The sequence below is a fragment of the Pseudomonas sp. BN102 genome (assembly GCF_029871245.1).
GTDB lineage: Bacteria > Pseudomonadota > Gammaproteobacteria > Pseudomonadales > Pseudomonadaceae > Metapseudomonas.
Window position 1 is genome coordinate 1 of record NZ_SSON01000059.1, and the last position, 19,394, is coordinate 19,394.

General features: G+C 64.2%; 18 protein-coding genes. 7 read left to right on the top strand and 11 right to left on the bottom strand.

What is annotated here, in order from left to right:
* Positions 1 to 1,805, bottom strand: a 1,805-nt coding sequence (gene edd / locus E8F12_RS11410) for a phosphogluconate dehydratase (RefSeq protein WP_280323283.1), incomplete at its 3' end; no start/stop codon positions are given.
* Positions 1,806 to 1,861: 56 nt separating this feature from the next.
* Complete coding sequence (locus E8F12_RS11415; RefSeq protein WP_280325343.1) at positions 1,862 to 2,893, bottom strand: LacI family DNA-binding transcriptional regulator; 1,032 nt, start codon at positions 2,891 to 2,893, stop codon at positions 1,862 to 1,864.
* Between the two features lie 211 nt (positions 2,894 to 3,104).
* Between E8F12_RS11415 and E8F12_RS11420 the strand changes: the two genes are divergently transcribed.
* On the top strand, positions 3,105 to 3,626 hold the full coding sequence (locus E8F12_RS11420; RefSeq protein ID WP_280325344.1) for a gluconokinase: 522 nt from the start codon (positions 3,105 to 3,107) through the stop codon (positions 3,624 to 3,626).
* Positions 3,627 to 3,705: 79 nt separating this feature from the next.
* The gene (locus tag E8F12_RS11425) at positions 3,706 to 5,058 is read left to right on the top strand and encodes a GntP family permease (RefSeq protein ID WP_280325345.1); all 1,353 of its coding nucleotides are present in this window, start codon (positions 3,706 to 3,708) and stop codon (positions 5,056 to 5,058) included.
* A 40-nt stretch (positions 5,059 to 5,098) separates the two neighbouring features.
* Here the strand turns inward: E8F12_RS11425 and E8F12_RS11430 are convergent, their stop codons facing one another.
* The 3 genes from E8F12_RS11430 to E8F12_RS11440 form a co-directional block, all read right to left on the bottom strand.
* Entirely contained in the window at positions 5,099 to 6,358 is a 1,260-nt protein-coding gene (locus tag E8F12_RS11430; protein WP_280325346.1) for an MFS transporter, read from the bottom strand.
* Positions 6,359 to 6,538: 180 nt separating this feature from the next.
* Positions 6,539 to 7,615, bottom strand: a complete 1,077-nt coding sequence (locus E8F12_RS11435; protein ID WP_280325347.1) for a C45 family autoproteolytic acyltransferase/hydolase — start codon at positions 7,613 to 7,615, stop codon at positions 6,539 to 6,541.
* 87 nt (positions 7,616 to 7,702) lie between these two features.
* Positions 7,703 to 9,430: an amidohydrolase gene (locus E8F12_RS11440; RefSeq protein ID WP_280325348.1), complete on the bottom strand. Its 1,728-nt coding sequence runs from the start codon at positions 9,428 to 9,430 to the stop codon at positions 7,703 to 7,705.
* 106 nt (positions 9,431 to 9,536) lie between these two features.
* On the opposite strand from E8F12_RS11440, the gene E8F12_RS11445 reads away from it, so the two are divergent.
* Complete coding sequence (locus tag E8F12_RS11445; RefSeq protein WP_280325349.1) at positions 9,537 to 10,457, top strand: LysR family transcriptional regulator; 921 nt, start codon at positions 9,537 to 9,539, stop codon at positions 10,455 to 10,457.
* Between the two features lie 112 nt (positions 10,458 to 10,569).
* On the opposite strand, the gene E8F12_RS11450 is transcribed toward E8F12_RS11445, so the two are convergent.
* A complete protein-coding gene (locus E8F12_RS11450; protein ID WP_280325350.1) occupies positions 10,570 to 10,911 on the bottom strand; it encodes a hypothetical protein in 342 nt (113 codons plus the stop codon).
* A gap of 251 nt (positions 10,912 to 11,162) precedes the next feature.
* On the opposite strand from E8F12_RS11450, the gene E8F12_RS11455 reads away from it, so the two are divergent.
* Positions 11,163 to 11,717, top strand: coding sequence for a magnesium transporter (locus E8F12_RS11455; RefSeq protein WP_280325351.1), 555 nt, complete (start codon positions 11,163 to 11,165; stop codon positions 11,715 to 11,717).
* A gap of 73 nt (positions 11,718 to 11,790) precedes the next feature.
* On the opposite strand, the gene E8F12_RS11460 is transcribed toward E8F12_RS11455, so the two are convergent.
* The 5 genes from E8F12_RS11460 to E8F12_RS11480 are packed head-to-tail and all read right to left on the bottom strand — an operon-like array spanning position 11,791 to position 16,782.
* Positions 11,791 to 12,108, bottom strand: coding sequence for a cytochrome C oxidase subunit IV family protein (locus E8F12_RS11460; RefSeq protein WP_280325352.1), 318 nt, complete (start codon positions 12,106 to 12,108; stop codon positions 11,791 to 11,793).
* Between the two features lie 18 nt (positions 12,109 to 12,126).
* On the bottom strand, positions 12,127 to 12,819 hold the full coding sequence (locus E8F12_RS11465; RefSeq protein ID WP_280325353.1) for a heme-copper oxidase subunit III family protein: 693 nt from the start codon (positions 12,817 to 12,819) through the stop codon (positions 12,127 to 12,129).
* Positions 12,820 to 12,823: 4 nt separating this feature from the next.
* Positions 12,824 to 13,507, bottom strand: a complete 684-nt coding sequence (locus E8F12_RS11470; protein ID WP_280325354.1) for a cytochrome c oxidase subunit 3 — start codon at positions 13,505 to 13,507, stop codon at positions 12,824 to 12,826.
* Positions 13,504 to 15,279: a cytochrome c oxidase subunit I gene (ctaD, locus tag E8F12_RS11475; RefSeq protein ID WP_280325355.1), complete on the bottom strand. Its 1,776-nt coding sequence runs from the start codon at positions 15,277 to 15,279 to the stop codon at positions 13,504 to 13,506. The genes E8F12_RS11470 and ctaD overlap by 4 nt, the downstream gene beginning before the upstream one ends.
* A 39-nt stretch (positions 15,280 to 15,318) precedes the next feature.
* Positions 15,319 to 16,782, bottom strand: a complete 1,464-nt coding sequence (locus E8F12_RS11480; protein ID WP_280325356.1) for a cytochrome c oxidase subunit II — start codon at positions 16,780 to 16,782, stop codon at positions 15,319 to 15,321.
* 361 nt (positions 16,783 to 17,143) lie between these two features.
* Between E8F12_RS11480 and E8F12_RS11485 the strand changes: the two genes are divergently transcribed.
* The 3 genes from E8F12_RS11485 (at position 17,144) to E8F12_RS11495 (ending at position 19,394) form a co-directional block, all read left to right on the top strand.
* Positions 17,144 to 17,707: a TetR/AcrR family transcriptional regulator gene (locus E8F12_RS11485; RefSeq protein WP_280325449.1), complete on the top strand. Its 564-nt coding sequence runs from the start codon at positions 17,144 to 17,146 to the stop codon at positions 17,705 to 17,707.
* A gap of 58 nt (positions 17,708 to 17,765) precedes the next feature.
* Entirely contained in the window at positions 17,766 to 18,245 is a 480-nt protein-coding gene (locus tag E8F12_RS11490) for a nuclear transport factor 2 family protein (protein ID WP_280325357.1), read from the top strand.
* Between the two features lie 249 nt (positions 18,246 to 18,494).
* Positions 18,495 to 19,394: a bestrophin family protein gene (locus tag E8F12_RS11495; RefSeq protein ID WP_280325358.1), complete on the top strand. Its 900-nt coding sequence runs from the start codon at positions 18,495 to 18,497 to the stop codon at positions 19,392 to 19,394.

Sequence of the window (19,394 nt, forward strand, 5' to 3'; positions counted from 1 at the left end):
CGGGTGAAGGCACTGGCGCCCTGCTCCGCCGTGCTGAACGCCTCGCGCATGAAGGCGAACAGCTCGCGGCCGGTGCCGACGTTGGCCTCCAGGTCCCAGCGTGCCGGTTCGCGGGCGGCGAACTCGGCGGCATCCACCTGCAGCTCCAGGGTCCCGGCGCGGCCGTCGACGCGGAGGATGTCACCATCGCGCACCCGCGCCAGCGGGCCGCCGTCGAAGGCTTCCGGGCAGACGTGGATCGCCGCCGGGATCTTGCCCGAGGCGCCGGACATGCGCCCGTCGGTGACCAGCGCCACCTGGTAGCCACGGTCCTGCAGCACGCCGAGGAAGGGGGTCAGCTTGTGCAGCTCGGGCATGCCGTTGCTGCGCGGGCCCTGGAAGCGCATCACCGCCACCAGGTCGCGGTCCAGTTCGCCGGCCTGGAACGCCTCGGCCAGCGCCTGCTGGTCATGGAACACCCGCACCGGCGCTTCCACCACCTGGTGCTCGGGCGCCACCGCGGAGACCTTCATCACCCCGCGGCCGAGGTTGCCGACCATCACCCGCAGGCCGCCCTCCGCCGAGAACGGGTTCGCCACCGGGCGCAGGATGCTCGCGTCGAGGCTCTGGCCGGCACCTTCGCGCCAGACCAGCCGGCCGTCCTCGAGGAACGGCTCCTGGGTGTAGCGGCGCAGGCCGCGGCCCATCACGGTGTTGACGTCCTCATGGAGCAGCCCGGCGTCGAGCAGCTCGCGCACCAGGAAGGCCACCCCGCCGGCGGCGTGGAAGTGGTTGATGTCGGCCGTGCCGTTCGGATAGACGTGGGCCAGGGTCGGCACCACCGCGGACAGCTCGGCCATGTCCTGCCAGGTCAGCTGGATGCCGGCCGCCTGGGCGATCGCCGGCAGGTGCAGGGTGTGGTTGGTGGAGCCGCCGGTGGCGTGCAGGGCCACCACCGCGTTGATCAGCACGCGCTCGTCGACGAGCTCGCCGAGCGGCAGGAACTGCCCGCTCTGTTTGGTCAGCCGGGTGACCTGGCGCGCGGTCTCCACGGTCAGCGCCTCGCGCAGCGGGGTGTTCGGGTTGACGAAGGAGGCGCCCGGCAGGTGCAGGCCCATGATCTCCATGAGCATCTGGTTGGTGTTGGCGGTGCCGTAGAAGGTGCAGGTGCCGGGGCTGTGGTAGGCCTTCATCTCGGATTCGAGCAGCTCGTCGCGGCTGGCCTTGCCCTCGGCGTAGCGCTGGCGCACCTCGGCCTTGTCCTTGTTCGACAGCCCGGACGGCATCGGCCCGGCGGGGACGAAGATCGACGGCAGGTGGCCGAAGCGCAGCGCGCCCATCAGCAGGCCGGGGACGATCTTGTCGCAGATGCCAAGGAACAGCGCGGCGTCGAACATGTTGTGCGACAGCGCCACCGCGGTGGACAGCGCAATCACCTCGCGGCTGGCGATGCCCAGCTCCATGCCCGGCTCGCCCTGGGTGACGCCGTCGCACATGGCCGGCACGCCGCCGGCCACCTGCCCCACCGAGCCGATCTCGCGCAGGGCCTGGCGCAGCTTCTCCGGGTAGTCCTCGTAGGGCTGGTGCGCCGAGAGCATGTCGTTGTAGGCGGTGACGATCGCCACGTTGGCCGAGTCCAGCAGGCGCAGGCGCTGCTTGTCGCCGCCGCCGCAGCCGGCCACCCCGTGGGCGAAGTTGGCGCACTGCAGCTTGCCGCGCTGCGGGCCGTCGCTGGCGGCCTGCTGGATCATGGCCAGGTAGCGCGCGCGGGTGGCGCGACTGCGCTCGACCACACGTTCGGTGACTTCTAATACGCGGGGATGCATGGGATCGACTCCTGGCAATGAGTGGGTTGGAACGAGAGCAGGATTTCCATTGCCGACTAGCTGCTCTCGCGGACCATCAGCTCGAAGCCCATGTCCTGGACCGGCTCCTCGATCACCTTGCCGGCGATCAGGGCGAGTATCTGCTCGGCCGCACGGCGGCCGATGGCTTCCCGCGGGGTGCGGATGCTGCTGAGGCGCGGCACCATGAAGGCAGAACTGGGAAGGTCGTTGAAACCGAGTACCGCGACCTGCTCGGGAATCTTCACGCCGAGGCGCATGGCCTCCAGCAAGGCACCCTGGGCCAGGTCGTCGTTACCGAAGAAGATGCCGTCGATCTCGGGATGGCTGGTCAGCAACTGGGTGAAAATCTCCCCGCCCAGACCGACGGACGATGGCCGCGGCGTCAGCATCTCCAGGCTCGGGTCATAGACCCCGGCCTTCTGCAGGGCGCGGCGGAATCCTTCGCCACGCAACAGAGTACGCTGGTCGAGCTGTGCGCCGACGAACGCCAGGCGTTTGCGCCCGCGCGACAGCAGATGTTCCGCCGCCGTTGCGCCCGCCTGCAGCTGCGAGAAGCCCACGCAATGCAGCCCTGACCCCGCGTCCAGATCCATCATGTAGACACAGGGAGTGCCGCTGGCCTCGATCATCCGCCGCGCGCTTTCGGTCCGCTCGAAACCGGTGAGCAGCAAGCCGCGCGGCTGGTAGGCCAGGTAGTTGCGGATCAGGTCTTCTTCCTCGTCGCGGGAGTAGTGGAAGTTTCCGATCAGCACTTCCAGGCCCTTGGGACGCAGCACTCCGTGAATGGCTTCGAGGGTGTCGACGAACAGCTGGTTCGACAGCGAGGGCACCAGCACCACCACCGACTGGCTCTGGGCGGATGCCAGGGCGCGCGCCGCGGGGTTGACCACATAGCCCAGCTCGCGGGCGGCCTCGCGGACTTTCAGCGCCAGGTCCTCGGCAACCGTGGTGATGCCGCGCAGGGCCCTGGAGGCCGTGATCGGACTGACGCCGGCGCGCCGTGCCACCTCGTTGAGGGTGGGCCGCCCCGTCGTGCGGGTATTCTTTTCGTTGTTGGCGGATGTCATGGGCCTGCTTGTCAAACAAAAAATCAGACATTAAGGTAGCGCTGTCTCGGCGATTCGGCAATTGCCTGATCACATCTGACCGCCTGATCAGTTCGAGAATGCCCCTACGGCATTAGCGGCAATCCACAAAAATGACAAAATGCGGCGACACGGCCTGCTTTTCGTGATTTAGATTCGGAAAGATAGCGCTGTCTCCGCCCAGAGGTGCCACATGGTTCAACCCATCAATGCGCTCGTGATCATGGGCGTTTGCGGTTGCGGCAAGTCCAGCGTCAGCCACGCGTTGTGCGTGCGCAGCGGCGCTGTCGCCATCGAAGGCGACGCCTTCCACCCCCCGGAAAACATCCGCAAGATGAGCGCCGGAATCCCCCTCTCCGACCACGACCGCGCAGGCTGGCTGAGCCGCCTGGGCGACGAGTTGCGCCTGGCCGTCGAAGCCGGGCAGCGCCCGGTGCTGACCTGCTCGGCCCTGAAGTTGTGCTATCGGGAGCGGCTGCGCGCCGCAGTCCCCGGCGTCGCCTTCGTATTCCTCGAACTGACCCCCGAGGTCGCCGCCCGGCGCGTCGCCCACCGCCCGGGCCATTTCATGCCGGCGACCATGATCGACAGCCAGTTCGAAGCCCTGGAGCCGCCGCTGGGCGAGCCTCTGACCCTGGTCCTGGACGCGACACAGGATGTCGAACGGCTGGCCGAAGCCGCCCACCATTGGTGGCTCGACCATACTCCGGCGTAACCGGCCAAGCTTTGCCCTACAAAGACAGCGCTATCTCAAGCGGCGCCCGTCCACAACAATGACAATATGAGAACTCTCCATGCTTGCCATCTCCCATGACACCTTTCTACTGCTGGATGCAGTGGTCACCATCATTGGCCTGATCGTCCTGATTACCCGCTTCAAGTTTCACCCCTTCATTGCACTAATCATTGCTGCGATCTTCCTCGGCCTGACGTCTGGAATGCCGGTAGAGAAAATCGTCAAATCCTTTCAGGAAGGCTTCGGCGGCGTCCTCGGCTTTGTCGGCGTGATCCTGGCGCTGGGCACCATGCTCGGCAAGTTGATGGCCGAATCCGGCGGTGCCGACCAGATCGCCCGCACGCTGATCCAGGCATTCGGAAAAGAGCGCGTCCAGTGGTCGATGATGTTCGCGGCCTTCCTGGTTGGGATCCCGCTGTTCTTCGAGATCGGTTTCGTCCTGCTGATACCCCTGGTGTTCATCGTCGCGCGGCGTACCGGGGTGTCGCTGATCAAGATCGGCATCCCGCTGCTCGCCGGCCTCTCCGTGGTCCACGGCCTGGTGCCGCCGCACCCGGGCCCACTGCTGGCCATCGGCGTGTTCGGCGCGGACATCGGCAAGACCATCCTCTATGGCCTGATCGTCGCCCTGCCGACGGCCATCATTGCCGGCCCGCTGTTTGGCAGCCTGATCGCACGCCGCATCCCTGGCAGCCCCTCGCCTGAGCTGGTGGAGCAACTCGCCCACGAACCGGAAGCCAGCAACCTGCCGAGCTTTGGCGTGACCCTGATCACCGTGCTGCTGCCGGTGTTCCTGATGCTGCTGAAGACCTTCGCCGACGTCGTGCTTCCCGAAGGGCACATGGCTCGCGCCTGGATGGACATGATCGGCCACCCCATCAGCGCCCTGCTCCTCGCCCTGCTGCTGGCGCTCTACACCTTCGGCCATGCCCGCGGCTTCTCCTCCAAGCGCCTGCTCAAGCTGCTGGACGAGAGCCTCGCCCCCACCGCCGCGATCGTGCTGATCATCGGCGCCGGCGGCGGCTTCAAGCAGATGCTGGTGTCCAGCGGCGTGGGCGATGTGATCGGCCACCTGGCGGTGAATGCGCAGATATCGCCGATCCTCCTCGCCTGGCTGGTGGCGGCGCTGATCCGCATCGCCACCGGTTCGGCGACGGTGGCCACCATCACCGGCGCCGGCATCGTGGTGCCCGTGGTCGAGCTGATTCCCGGGGTCAACCGAGAGCTGCTGGTCCTGGCCACTGGTGCTGGCTCGCTGATCCTCTCCCACGTGAACGACGCCGGCTTCTGGCTGGTCAAGCAGTACTTCAATATGAGCGTGAGCGAAACCTTCAAGACCTGGACGGCCATGGAAACCATCCTGTCCGTGGTCGGCCTGGTATTCATCCTGCTGCTCTCGCTGGTGGTCTGAGCGCCAGCAAGGCCCCTCCCCTGCGGGAGGGGCTGCCGGCTCAGTCGGCCGCGCAGGCCCCGGGCGCCCAGGTCTGCTCGTCGATCTCGGCCATGCCGAGGTGCGCGGTCTCCCTGAGAAGCAGGGAACAGATCGCCACGATGCTCAGCGCGAAGGCGCCATACAGGGCCACGCCGAACGGGTTGTTGCCCGTAGCGATGAGGATCGCCGTCGCAATGCTCGACGCCGTGCCGCCGCCCAGCGCGGCGCCGATCTGGTAGGACGCGGACATCCCCGAGTAACGCACCGCCTGCGGGAACTGCTCGGCGAGGAAAGCGGGAATCGGCCCCTGGGTCGCCCCCATGAAGGCGCCGACCACGACGTAGGCCGCGATCGAGATCAGCATGCTCTTCATGCCCACCAGCGGGAAAAACAGGAAGAAGCCCATGGCCATGATCAGCGAGCCGAGGACCATCACCTTGCGCCGTCCGATCCGGTCGGATAGCAGGGCGAACAGCGGCGCGGTGATGATGATGGCTATCGACAACGCCAGGTCGAAGATGAGCGCATCGGTGCTGCCGTAGCCGAGCTGGGTCGCATAGGCGAGGAAGAAGGTGCTGCCGATGTAAGCGATGGTCACGTAGCCGAAGGCGATGCCCGTGCACAGCAGCATTTCCCGTGGGCGGGAACGCAGCGCCTCCACCAGTGGAATACGCGCCTCTTCCTTTTGCTCGGGCTTTTCCTTCAGTGGGTTCTGCAGCCTGGCGTACAGCCCGATTAGCACCAGGATCCCACCCAGCCAGAAGGGAATTCGCCAGGCGAAGCTGGCCAGGTCCGCGTCGAACGCTGTGCTGACCAGGGCGAAGACCGAGGAACCGAGCAGGCCGCCGATGCCGATCCCCATGCTCGTGAAGCTGCCCCACAGGCCGCGCCGACCGGGCGGTGCCGATTCGATGCCGAACAGCGCGGCACCGCCCCACTCGCCGCCGGCCGCGAAACCCTGGACCAGCCGCAGCAGCACCAGCAGCGCCGGCGCGGCCAGGCCGATGGCGTCGTAGCCGGGCAGGCAGCCGATCAGCAGCGTGCTCAGGCCCATCAGCAACAGCGTGACCACGAGCACCTTCTGCCGACCGACCTTGTCGCCGTAATGGCCGAAGACCATGCCGCCCAGCGGGCGGGCGAAGAAGCCCGCACCGAATGCGCCGAAGGCCACCAGGGTGCCGGTGAGGGGGTCCATGTCCGGAAAGAACACCTGCGGAAAGACCAGCGCGGCAGCGATTCCGTAGATCACGAAATCGTAGAACTCCAGCGCTGTGCCCATGCCCGATACGAAGAATGTCCTCAGCGCGGATTGCGAACCCGCCACTCTTTGAGCTGATTTACCCATTTGGCTTTCCCATCTTGTATTTGTTGGGGAGATTGCGTGTGGCCGGCCGCGAAACCTGGCCGGCCTGGAGGACCGCAGGGGCGCCAGGGCGCGCCCGCGGCTTGAAATCAGGCCTCAGAAGCGCACATGGCCATTGCCGGCGAGAAACTTCGGGTTGCCGGCGGCGTAATCCAGTGCGAAGTCCTGGGTGTCGATGCCGATGGTCAGCAGGGTTTCCCAGCGCTCTTTCGGCGGCTGGCTCATGTCCGGGTGGAAGCAGATCGGCGCGTCGTTGCCGGCGGCGCCGCACATGGCGTCAGCACGGGCCGCCAGTTCGAGCGCGGTCATGCCGGCCAGCTCGCCGTTCACATGGTCGAGACGGGCGTAGGTGGTGGAGACGTCCGGAGTGCGTTCGCCACGGCTCAGGGCGCCGTCGAGGAAATGGTTGGTGTGGGTGATCCAGCCATCCGCGCGCGGCGACACCACCGCGGTCGCCTCCCTGGAGAGCTCGATGCTCGCCGCCCGTGGCGCCGCATCCTGGCGGGAGAAAACCGTCAGCACAGTCGAGGCACTGACCCGCGCGGTGCGCGCCAGGGCGATGGCCTCCTCCACGCTGGTGGCCTCCTCCAGGATGCGCCGCGCGATGGCATGCACCGGCACGCCACCGCTGTCGTTGTCGCTGGCGTGGTGGAGAATGTTGAAGTGCAGCCCGAGACCGGCGCTGTTCACCCCGATCTTGCCAAGCATGCCGAACTCGGTGAACAGCTTGACGCTGATGCCGGAGCTGGCCGTGAGCTGCAGCATCAGGCCGTGTGGCACCAGGGAGTCGTGCCAGTCCCAGGTCTGGATGGTCCGGGGTACCTGAGGGCCGGCCGGCGCGAATACCGCAGTCGAGCATTCCCCTTCGGTGGACGCCGGCATCACCGCGAGGATTTCCGTGCGGGCGTTCAGGCTCGCCAGTTGCCACAGCGGCAGCCGGGCGCCATCGGCGATGGCACAGACTTCCTGGGCAAGGCTGGGGCTCCAGGCTTCCAGCGCGCCCAGGCTGGCCTCACCGAGGGAGCGCACGCGCTCGGGAGCGACGCCCACCTGGGAGAAGAAATCCAGATAGAGCGACACCGTTTGGCGAATCTGCTCGGCCCAGGTTTCCCCGATCTGCCGTCCGCGAATGTGCGGGTCCAGGGTGTCGGTCACGAAGGAATGAACTTTCACTGCTAGCTTCCTATTTTCACTGCGAATGCACCGCCGGAAGGCACCCCTCGTGTGAGGGGGGCGCCTTCAACCGTGCGCTTGGGTAAGTCAGGGGGTTATGGAGAAGACTTCGCGGCCGGCGAAGAAGGTCTTGAGCACCTGGGTGTCGCGCAGGGCTTCGGGCTCGACCTGGAATACGTCGCGGTCGAGCAGGATCATGTCGGCCTGCTTGCCCGGCTTGAGCGAGCCGATCTCGCTGTCCAGGCGGATGGCGCGCGCGGCATCAAGGGTGTAAGCCTGGAACATGGTCTCGCGGTCGATGCCTTCGGTGGCGTTGAGCACGCCCTTCGGCCCCGTGCGGCTCACCGCCTGGTAGATGGCCTTCCAGGGATCGGCCGTGGTGATGGGCCAGTCGCTGGCGCCGGCGATGGTGGCGCCGTGCTTCAGCAGCGAGCGGGCTGGGTAGGAGTACTGGAAGGCCATGGCGCTGACGTAGGGTTTCACCAGGTCCATGCTCGCCTCGTCGGCGCTGGCCCAGTAGAGCTGCATGGAGGCGATGACATCCAGGGGCTTGAAGCGGGCGAACTCCTTCGGGTTGACCATCTGCAGGTGGGTGATGGAGTGCGGGATTCCGCTTTGGCGGGCCTTGCGCGCCTGTTCGATGCCATTGAGCGACTCGCGCACCGCACGGTCGCCGATGGCGTGGATGTGCACCAGCCAGCCACGGGCATCGGCGGCGCTGACCAGCTCGCCGAAATGCGCGGGTTCGATCAGCAGTTCACCCGACTGCTTCGAGTTCGAATAGGGCTCCAGCATGGCGGCGCTCTGCGCCGGGATTTCCGCCACGCCGTCGGCGAAGACCTTGATGCCGGGCAGCGTCAGGTTGGGAATGCCCTTGAACTGCTGGCGCACCTTGTCCAGGGCAGCGAGGTCGGCAGGAGCGGCTTTCGAGTCGGCCATCAACAGCGCGGCAACGTGGGCCGTCAGCTCACCCCGCTCGGCCAGCGCCTTGTAGATCGGCAGGACGCCGACAGACGCGTTGTTCACCTCGCCCCCGGGTATCTCGTTGGCGATGGGTTCCATCCAGCCGGTGATGCCGAGGCGCTTGTAGTGCTCCAGGGCAGCCCGGCCGCCGGCCATCAGCTCCGCCTCGGTGGGTGGTGGCAGCAGTTCCTGTACCGGGTAGAGGCCGGCGTCGACCAGGAAGCCGTTGGGGCGTCCATCCGGGTGATGGCCGATGGTGGCCAACTCCTCACCCTTCAGCGATTTCACCTTGGCTGTGTCGATCCCGGCGCGCTCGAGCATGGCCGCGTTCGCCCAGCCGGTGTGCAGGTCCCAACCGACGAAGAGGATCGGCAGGTCCGCCCACTCGCCCTGGTTGAAGCGTTGCTCGAACTGCTCCACCTGGCTCCAGTAGGTCGAAGGCAGTCCGCCGATGCTGAGGAAATCGCCATGCTTCGCCTTGCCGTCTTCGCGCCATTGGCGCAGGCGCTGCTCCAGTTCGTCCATCGACAGCATCTGTCCATCGAGGTTGGCCTGCTGCAATTGCAGGCCACCCTTGATGACATGGGCGTGGGAGTCGATGAAGCCCGGCATCAATACCTTGCCGCCCAGGTCGAGCACGCGGGTGCCGGCTTGCTTGCGGCGCAATACCTCGCTATCGGAGCCGACGGCCAGGACCTTGCCGTTCTCGATGGCCACCGCCTGCTGCAGGGCTTGCCCCGGCTCGGCGGTGTAGACCTTGCCGTTGTGGAGGATGAGGTCGACAGCAGCCATAGTTTCCTGGCAGGAACAGACCAGTGCGGTAGAGAACACCAAGGGGAATAGCGACTTCATGAGGGCGCCTTCGATTTTTGTTAGTCTGGAGCAAAGACTAACCAAACCATGGGCACGGCAGAATGCTGAATCCCGCACAACTTCTTTTCCCGACAGGAATAGGTTGATGGACAAACTGAGCGCACTGAATATGTTTGTCGCCACGGCCGAGCACGGCAATTTCAGCCGTGCCGCCGAGCAGCTCGGCAAGACGCCCTCCGCCCTGACCAAGGCCGTCGCGCAACTCGAAGACGAGCTGGGCGCACGCCTGTTCGAACGCACCACCCGGCGCATGGCGCTGACCGAAGCCGGGCAGATCTACCTGGAAGGCGCCCGTCAGGCGCTGATGCAGTTGCAGCTTGCCAGCGAGGGCGTGGAGCAGTTGCAGCACGAACTGCGCGGCGGCCTGCGCATCACCGCCCCGCCCTCCTTCGGTCCGGCCTTCCTCAATCAGGTGTGCTGCCGCTATCTGCGCGCCCATCCGCAAGTGCATCTGGAGGTGGAACTGAGCGACACCTTCGTCGACCTGGTGGACGGCGGCTACGACCTCGCCCTGCGCGATGGGCCGATCGACCAGCCGGGCGTGATCGCCCAGCCGCTGGTGGAAAACCGCATCCTGCTCTGCGCGAGTCCGGCCTACCTGGCGCGCAAGGGCGAGGATGTGACACTGGAGAACTATCAGCAGCATGACTGGCTGATCTTCCGCCATCCCCTGCTCAACCGGCATTTCTGGTGGGTGATGCGCGGCGACCAGCGCATCCGCCTCGCCCAGCCCACACCACGCCTGGCCAGCGACAATTACGACTTCCTCCTCGCTTGCCTGCTGGATGGCCAGGGTCTGCAGTTCCTCCCGCAATGGAGCGCCGCGCCCTACCTCGCCCGCGGCGAGCTGGTGGAAGTAATGCCCGAGTACTGGCGCGAACCCAGCGCCTTCGGGCCCTGGATCTACCTGCTCTACCTGGCCCACCGGCGCAACACGCGCAAGGTCAAGGTGTTCATCGAGTTCCTGAAAGAGCATTGGCGGGAAGGCGGGGGCGATCAGGGTTGAGGCGGCGTCTCCAAAAACGTGTGAAGGGACGAACCCTCAGCACTGGAACCTGCGATACCCATCAAACGGGGGCGTCCGCCCCCGTCAATTGGCGAACAATCTGTCTACTGCCCTACCCCAACTGGTCGATCATTACCGAGTTGGTGTAGATCAGGCTGCCGTCGCTCTCGCGATGGCCCACCAGGTGGAACTGTCCGCGTTCGTCGCCTCTGCTCAGATAGACGCGGAACTGCAGATCCGACAAGTTCCCGCATTCGGCCGGCGTCACCAACTCCATGTTGGTCATGTCGGCATCGATGAACATTTCCCGCTCATGGGTTTCCTGCAGGCGCTCTTCCGCCTCTTCGAGGCGCAGATGGTCAGCATCATTGACGTGGAAATGAAACTCGCCCATCGGGATGGACTTTTCCGCGCCGCTGGGTTTGTACCAACTTTCGATAGTCAAGGTGTTCATCTCGCAATCTCCTCGCCTGGCGTCACTGCGCCCGCTGTTCACTCACCATTTTAGACAAGGCACAGCCGGGTCCAGTCCACGAACATTACTGAAAGCCGCGCGGGCCAAGGGGTTACAGGTGCCGGTGCTATAATTTTTCAGTGAAAGAACCCTGCCCTTTCAATCAGGGCTCGACGATAACAATCAGGAATAAAAGCCATCAGTTTTCAGGAGACGGCAAACAAGATCGAACACGAGTCCGGAGGTGCGTCATGAATCGGCACTATTACATCAGCAACAACCTTGATGATCTGGAAACCGTTGAAACCGAGCTCGAAGCCAATGGCATAAATACCGAGCAGATCCACGTACTCAGCGACAGGGATGCCGATGTGGAAGAGCACCATCTGCACGACGTGAATTCGTTCATGAAGCAGGACGTCGTTCATTCCGGCGAAATAGGCGCGGCAATAGGCGTTCCGCTGGCGGCACTCGTGCTCCTCGGCGCCTGGCTGGCGGGCTGGACCGATACGCCGGCGGGTTGGGTGCCCTTCGTCTTTCTGGCCGTGGTGATCCTGGGGTTCTGCATCTGGGAAGGCGGCTTCTTCGGGATCCAGGTGCCCAATGCGCATTTCCGGAACCTGAAAGACAAGGTCAAGGACGGCGAACATATCTTCTTCGTCGATGTGGAACCCGGCCAGGAGTCCATTCTCGATCGGGTCATCAACCACCATCCGCAACTCAGGCTCGCAGGCACCGGCCCGGCGTCGCCGCACTGGATAGTGGCCTGGCTCCATCGCTGGCATCAGTTCAAGCGGACCATCTAGGTATCAATGCCGTAGGAGCGAGCTCGGCCCGCGAAGCTTTCTGAGCAGGGATATTCGCGAGCAGAGCTCGCTCCTACTGGCCGAGGAACGTGCCTCGGGTGAAGAACACATAATCCGCCTCGGCAGCCATCAGCCCCACCAGTACCAACAAGCACATCGGCGGCACCAATATGGCGTAGACCAGCGCCAGGCGTTCCCATGCCATGTGCATGAAGATCGAGACGATGAGCCCCGCCTTCAACAGCATCAGGATGATGATCATCGACCAACGGAAATAACCCTGGAAGTGGAAGTAGTCCACCAGGTAGGACAGGGTGCTGAGGACGAACAGCAGTCCCCAGATCTTCAGGTACAGGCCGATCGGATGTTGCTGACCTTGCACGTGTGCCATCTGCATCGCTCCCCTGCTCTACCACAGATAGAAAAACGCGAAGATGAACACCCAGACCAGGTCCACGAAGTGCCAGTACAACCCGGTGATTTCGACGATCTGGTAGTTCCCGCGTTTCTCGTAGTCGCCACGCAGCACCTTGAATGCCACGGTGCACAGATAGATCACCCCGACCGACACGTGCAGCCCGTGGAAGCCGGTGATCATGAAGAAGCAGGCGCCGAACTGCGCCGCGCCCATGGGATTGCCCCAGGGCCGCACGCCTTCGGCGATCAGCTTGCTCCATTCGAATGCCTGCATGCCGACGAAGGTGGCGCCGAGGGCCGCCGTGGTCAGCATCAGCGCCGCACTGCGCACGCGGTCGCGGCGGTAGCCGAAGTTCACCGCCATGGCCATGGTGCCGCTGCTGGTGATCAGCACGAAGGTCATGATGGCGATAAGGATCAGCGGGATGTGCGCACCGCCGATGTTCAGGGCGAAGACTTCGCTCGGGTTGGGCCAGGTGGCGGTGGTGCTGATGCGTACCGACATGTAGCCGGTGAGGAAGCAGGTGAAGATGAAGGTGTCGCTGAGCAGGAAGATCCACATCATCGCCTTGCCCCAGGGCACCTGCTTGAAGGCATCGCGATCCGAGGACCAGTCCCTGGCTATCTCCTGCCAGGTGGAGGGGGATTCGACCGGGGTCTGAAGTTCCCGTGGGGACGCTGCCATGGCTTCACCTCAGCCCGCAGAAGGCCGCGATGGCCTGATAGGTTTCGGGCGTACTGGTCAGCAGTGCGAAGAGCACCAGCCAGAGGCCCAGCAGGTAGTGCCAGTAGATCGCGCACAGCTCCATGCCGGACCTGAGCCGCGCGAGCGGCGCGTGACGCAGCACCCGAATCAGCACCCCACCCCAGGCCACCAGGCCGCCAGCGAGGTGCAGGCCATGCAGCCCGGTCAGCAGGTAGAAGAAGCTGTTGGCCGGGTTGCCCGAAACGAAATAGCCCCAGGCGACGAATTGTTGCCAGACCCAGAGCTGCCCGCCGAGGAAGGCCATGGCGAAGGCCCCGCCGAGCACGAAGGCCCTGGCGGCCGCGCCTTGCCGGTTGCGCCCTATCGCCACTTTCGCCCACTGCAGGAAGAGGCTGCCCAGAGCCAGCAGCGCGGTGTTCACCCAGAGCATCCAGGGATGGGCCAGGGGCGCCAGCGGATCGGTCAGCGGCCGCCAGTCCGAGACCTGGGAGCGGGCGATGAAGGCCAGCAGGAACAGCAGGAAGAGCGAGGTCACGGCACAGAGGAAGACCCCCAGGCCGACCTTGGCGGTCCTGCTCCTGTCGCGGGTCGGCGCCTCATGCCGGTCGCCGTCGCTCCAGCCGCCGGGATCAGAGTTCCCGGCGTTTTTCCAGAATTGCGCGCTCATGGGTGTTTCTCCGCGGTAGCGGCCTTGCCATTGGCCTCGCGCATGCGCTGCAGCTCTTCTTCGGACACCGTCTGCGGCACGTAGTCCTGCTCGACTCCCGGCACGCTGTAGTCATAGGCCCAGCGATGCACCACCGGCAGCTTGTCCCGCCAGTTGCCGTGCACCGGCGGCGTGTCCGGTGTCTGCCATTCCAGGCTGACTGCCTTCCACGGGTTGCCGCCGGCGGGCCGGCCCCTGAAGGCGCTCCAGGCCATGTTGAAGACGAACAGGAACTGGGCCACACCCACGGTCAGCGCCGCCACGGTGATGAAGGCATTCAGGTCCTGGGCCGACTGCGGGATGAACTCGTAGTCGGGATAGGCGTAGTAACGCCGCGGCATGCCGAGGAAGCCCAGGTAGTGCATGGGGAAGTAGATGGCGTAGGTGCCGAGGAAGGTGATCCAGAAATGCCACTTGCCGAGCGTGTCGTTCATCATCCGCCCGGTGACCTTCGGGAACCAGTGGTAGAGCGAGCCGAACACCACCAGTATCGGCGCCACCCCCATGACCATATGGAAGTGCGCCACGACGAAATAGGTGTCGGACAGCGGGATGTCCACTATCACATTGCCGAGGAATAGCCCGGTCAGGCCGCCCACCAGGAAGGTGATGATGAAGGCCAGGGCGAACAGCATCGGCACCGTCAGGTGGATGTCGCCATGCCAGAGGGTCAGGGTCCAGTTGTAGACCTTGAGTGCTGTCGGCACCGCGATGACCAGGGTGGTGACCGCGAAGAAGAAGCCGAAGTAAGGGTTCATCCCGCTGACGTACATGTGGTGAGCCCAGACCACGAAGCTCAGCACGCCGATGGCGACTATGGCCCAGACCATCATGCGGTAGCCGAAGATGTTCTTCCGGGCGTGGGTGCTGATCAGGTCCGAGACCAGGCCGAAAGCCGGCAGCGCGACTATGTACACCTCCGGGTGGCCGAAGAACCAGAACAGGTGCTGGAACAGGATCGGACTGCCGCCCTGGTGGTCCAGCTGCTGCCCCATCGAAATCAGTGCCGGCATGAAGAAGCTGGTGCCCAGTAAGCGGTCGAACAGCATCATCACCGCGCTGACGAACAGGGCCGGAAACGCCAGCAAGGCGAGGATCGAGGCCATGAAGATGCCCCAGACAGAAAGCGGCATGCGGAACAACGTCATGCCCTGGGTGCGCGCCTGCAGCACCGTGGTCACGTAGTTCAGGCCGCCCATGGTGGCGGCGACTATGAAGATCGCCAGGGACACCAGCATCAGCACGATGCCCCATTCGGTGCCCGGCGTGCCCTGGGTGATCGCCTGCGGTGGATAGAGGGTCCACCCCGCGCCCGTCGGCCCGCCTGGCACGAAGAAGCTGCTCAGCAGCACCAGTACCGAGAGCAGGTAGAACCAGAAGCTCAGCATGTTGACGTAAGGGAAGACCATGTCCCGCGCACCGACCATCAGCGGAATCAGGAAATTGCCGAACCCGCCGAGGAACAGCGCCGTCAGCAGGTAGATGACCATGATCATCCCGTGCATGGTCATGGCCTGGTAATAGGCACTGGGGTCCATGAATTCCAGGCTGCCGGGGAAACCGATCTGCATCCGCATCAGGCCGGACAGCACGAGGGCTATGAGGCCGACGAAGATGGCGGTCAGGGAGTACTGGATGGCGATGACCTTGTGGTCCTGGCTCCAGATGTAGCGGGTAAAGAAGCTCCTCGGCTCGTGCAGCACATCGGTTTCGGCATGCTCGACTTCGGCCATCAGATTTCCTCCGGGTTGGAGTCGGAGTCCTTCTGCAGCTTACGGCGCCTGTTCCTGCCTTGCGGCGTCGGGATTCGCCCTGGACTTGATGAAGGCGATCACTGCGTTCAGTTCCTGGTCACCGAGGGTGAAGGCCGGCATCACCGGTGCGTAACCCTTGACCAGCGCATCTGCGGGTTTGAGCACGGAGTCCCTGAGGTAGGCATCGTCCACCTTGACCTGGCTACCGTCGGCCAGGGTCTCGGTCTTGCCGTACAACCCCTGCCAACTGGGCCCTACACCCTTGCTGCCGTCGAGGCTGTGGCAGGCCAGGCAACCGAGGGACTCGGCCAGGCGTTGCCCCTGCTCCGTGGCATCGCCTGGCTCTCCCGTCGGGCTGGCGGCGCCCTGCTCTTCCTGCCCGGCCGCGCTCAGCGATTTGATGAAGGCCACCAGGGCGGCCAGTTCGTCCTGGTTGAAAGTATAGGGCACCATCACCGGCGGATAGCCCTGCACCTGCCGCGCCTTGGGATCGGTGATGGACTCCCGCAGGTACGCGTCGTCCACCGGCACGCTGCTGCCGTCCACCAGCTTTTCCTCGCGGCCGTAGAGGTCCTTCCAGCCCGGCCCCAGGCTGGCGCTGCCATCCTGGCTGTGGCAGGCCCGGCAGCCGTGGCTTTCCGCGAGCTGGCGGCCGTTCTCGATCAGGCTTCCCTGGCTGGGCTTGCTGGCGGCGGCCAGGGTCTGGGCGAAGGTGGGTTGCGCGGCCAGCCATTGGTCGAAGGCCTGCTCCGGCTCGACGAACAGCATCCCGCGCATGTTGAAGTGCCCGACGCCGCAGAACTCCGCGCAAAGGATTTCGTACCTGCCCGCTACGGTAGGAGTGAACCAGAAGTGCGACACCATGCCCGGGACCATATCCATCTTTCCGCGGATCTGCGGAATGTAGAAGTTGTGCAGCACGTCCTTGGAGCGCAGCAGCACCTTCACCGGCCGATCCAGCGGCAGGCGCACCTCGTTGCGCTTGATCAGCACATCGTCCTGGCCGGCCGGATCCTCACGGTCCAGCCCGAGTGGGTTGGCCGCATCGACCCACTTCACATTGGCGCGGCCGAGCTGGCCGTCCTGACCGGGAAAACGGAATGCCCATCGCCACTGCTGGGCGACCACCTCCAGCGAGTAGGCGTCCTTGGGCACCTGGACGAAGTCGTTGTAAACCACCAGACCCGGCGCCAGCATGCCGACGATGCCGATGGAGGTCACCACTATCAGCCACCACTCCAGCTTCCGGCTCTCGGGTTCGTAGGCGGCTCTGCGGCCTTCCCGATGGCGGAAGCGGACGATCGCCAGCGCCATGAAGCCGACGATGGCGATGAAGAACACGCCGGTGATGATCAGGGTAATGAGCAGCGTGGTATCGATCGAGCCCCAGTTGGACGCGGCCGGGGTCAGGTGCCAGGGGGCCAGGAGGTGGAACAGGACAGACGCAGCAACGATGAGCACCAAGACGATTGCAATGGCCATTTTCCCGTCATCCCGTTCCAGATGCTCGTGCGCTGGTGGAGCGTGCGACGGTCATCGGCAGTGCAATGAAACCCTCGGTCCGGTTTCCGCATCCGCGGAAAATCGACCTCTATCTCCCCCCTGACACAGGTCGAGGCAAGTATAGCCGGCCCTGTCCGGGGCACTTTCCCGGGCGCTCCGCTGCGCCTGATCGGACTACAATCCGGCATCCGGCGATGCCGCGAGATAATCGAGGCCTTCTGCTCGCCGGATGATAGATAGTCGAAATCAAGTCATTTGCGACCTCTATCAGAATGACCATTCATACCTTTTTCATAAATGAGGCTTGATCGTGGAGAATGATCGTTCTACTATCTCTCGCATGGACAGCAAATCAACTTCCGATGTCAGAGAGAAACTTCTCGAAACCGCCGAAGATCTGATCTACAGAAATGGCATCAATGCTACGGGCATGGACTTTCTGGTCAAGACTTCCGGCGTGTCGAGAAAGAGTATCTACAAATACTTCGGAACCAAGGACGAGCTGGTAGCAGAGGTATTGAAACGGCGTGACGAGCGCTGGATGAACTGGTTCATGACCGAGGTCCGCAAGGCGGAAACGCCCGAAGCACAGCTGCTGCACATCTTCAGCGTGCTCAAAGGCTGGTTCGTCGCGGCAGGCTTCCGGGGCTGCGCCTTCATCAATACCGCGGGCGAAACGGGAGCTCCATCCGACCCGGTCCGCCTGGCTGCCAAAGAGCATAAAGAGAAGTTGCTCGGCTTCGTTCGGGGGATTTGCCAGGAATATGGTGCCAATGATCCGGATGCCCTGGCCAGGCAGTTTCTGATCCTGATCGATGGCGCCATTACTGTTGCCCATGTGCTTGGTGATTCCGGCGCGGCGGATAATGCGCAAGAAGTAGCGCGCAAACTGCTGAACACCTAGGAAGTTATCGAGCGGGCAACTTCAAACTTTGAACGTCTATTTGCATTGGAGACAGATCATGTCCTCTAACGATGAAGTTCGTCCGCCGCTTCCCCCGTTCACCCGTGAAACCGCCATCCTGAAAGTTCGCCTGGCCGAAGATGGCTGGAACAGCCGCGACCCGGAGAAGGTGTCCCTGGCCTACACCCTGGATACCAAATGGCGTAACCGCGCCGAGTTCGCTTACAACCGCGCCGAAGCCAAGGCCTTCCTCACCCGCAAGTGGGCCAAAGAGCATGAGTACCGGCTGATCAAGGAACTCTGGGCCTTTACCGAAAACCGCCTGGGGGTGCGCTACGCGTACGAGTGGCACGATGACTCCGGCAATTGGTTCCGTTCCTACGGCAATGAGAACTGGGAGTTCGACGAGAACGGCCTGATGTTCAACCGCTACGCCTGCATCAACGACATGCCGATCAAGGAGTCCGAGCGCAAGTTCCACTGGCCGCTGGGCCGCCGCCCGGACGACCATCCGGGACTGTCCGAACTGGGCCTGTAGTCCCGCCCTGGACAAGGGCGTCCAGGCGCTCCGGCTCGGCTCCCCTAGTGGCACCCTTCCGGTGCCACATTTTTTGATCGATGCGTTCTATTGACTGACGAACGGAAAGCGGCAGAACCGCCAGCAGGCTGCATGACTCATAGAGGCTATCGATCAATCGGTCACAACCAGCGATTGGACGCAAGGGCCATTGCACCGTAGTTTGCGCTCCAGTGGCCCTTCAACGACCGGCCTGGCGCAACTACCACCATGATCGTCCGTCCCAAACCCAACCCACTCAGCATCCTGATCACCCTGAAGGGGTCCATCGCGCGCCACATTGCCCTGCGCACGTTGATGATCACCCTCCTGGCCTGCCTCATCGTTGTCGTGGAAAACCTGCACCCCGGCTGGTTCGCCAAGGTCAATGCCATGCCCTTCACCTTGCTCGGCCTGTCGCTGTCGATCTTCATGAGCTTTCGCAACAACGCCTGCTACGACCGTTGGTGGGAGGGCCGCAAGGCCTGGGGCCAGGTGATCGTCGAAGTCCGCTCTTTCACCCGCCAGAGCGTGGCCATCACCGATGTCGGGCTACGCGAGGCCCTGCTTCGCGAGCTGTGCGGCTTCGTCCATGCACTCAACGCCAAGTTGCGCGGGGAGGACGAACGGGAGGCCGCGCGCAAGTGGCTAGCCGATTTGCCGGAGATCCACGGCTCGAATCTCAGCGACGGAATCCTCAGGCAAATCGGCAACCAGTGCACCTGGCTGGCCCGACGCGGCGACATCGGCGAGTGGCGCGCGATTGCCCTGGAGGAGCACCTGAACGGCCTGACCGAGGCCCAGGCCACCTGCGAGCGGATCAAGTCCACGCCGCTGCCGTTTCCCTACACCCTGCTGCTGCACCGCACCATCTATATCTTCTGCGTGCTGCTGCCCTTCGCCATGGCCGAGCCCCTGGGCTGGCTGGCGCCCATCTTCAACACCATAGTCGCCTACACCTTCTTCGGCCTGGACGCCATCGGCGACGAGTTGGAAGACCCCTTCGGCCACGACGAGAACGACCTGCCCACCGACGCCATGGTGCGCACCATGGAGCGGGAAATCCTCGACGCCCTGGGCCACAGCGAATTGCCCCCCGCCCTCGAGCCGGTCGATTACGTACTGACCTGA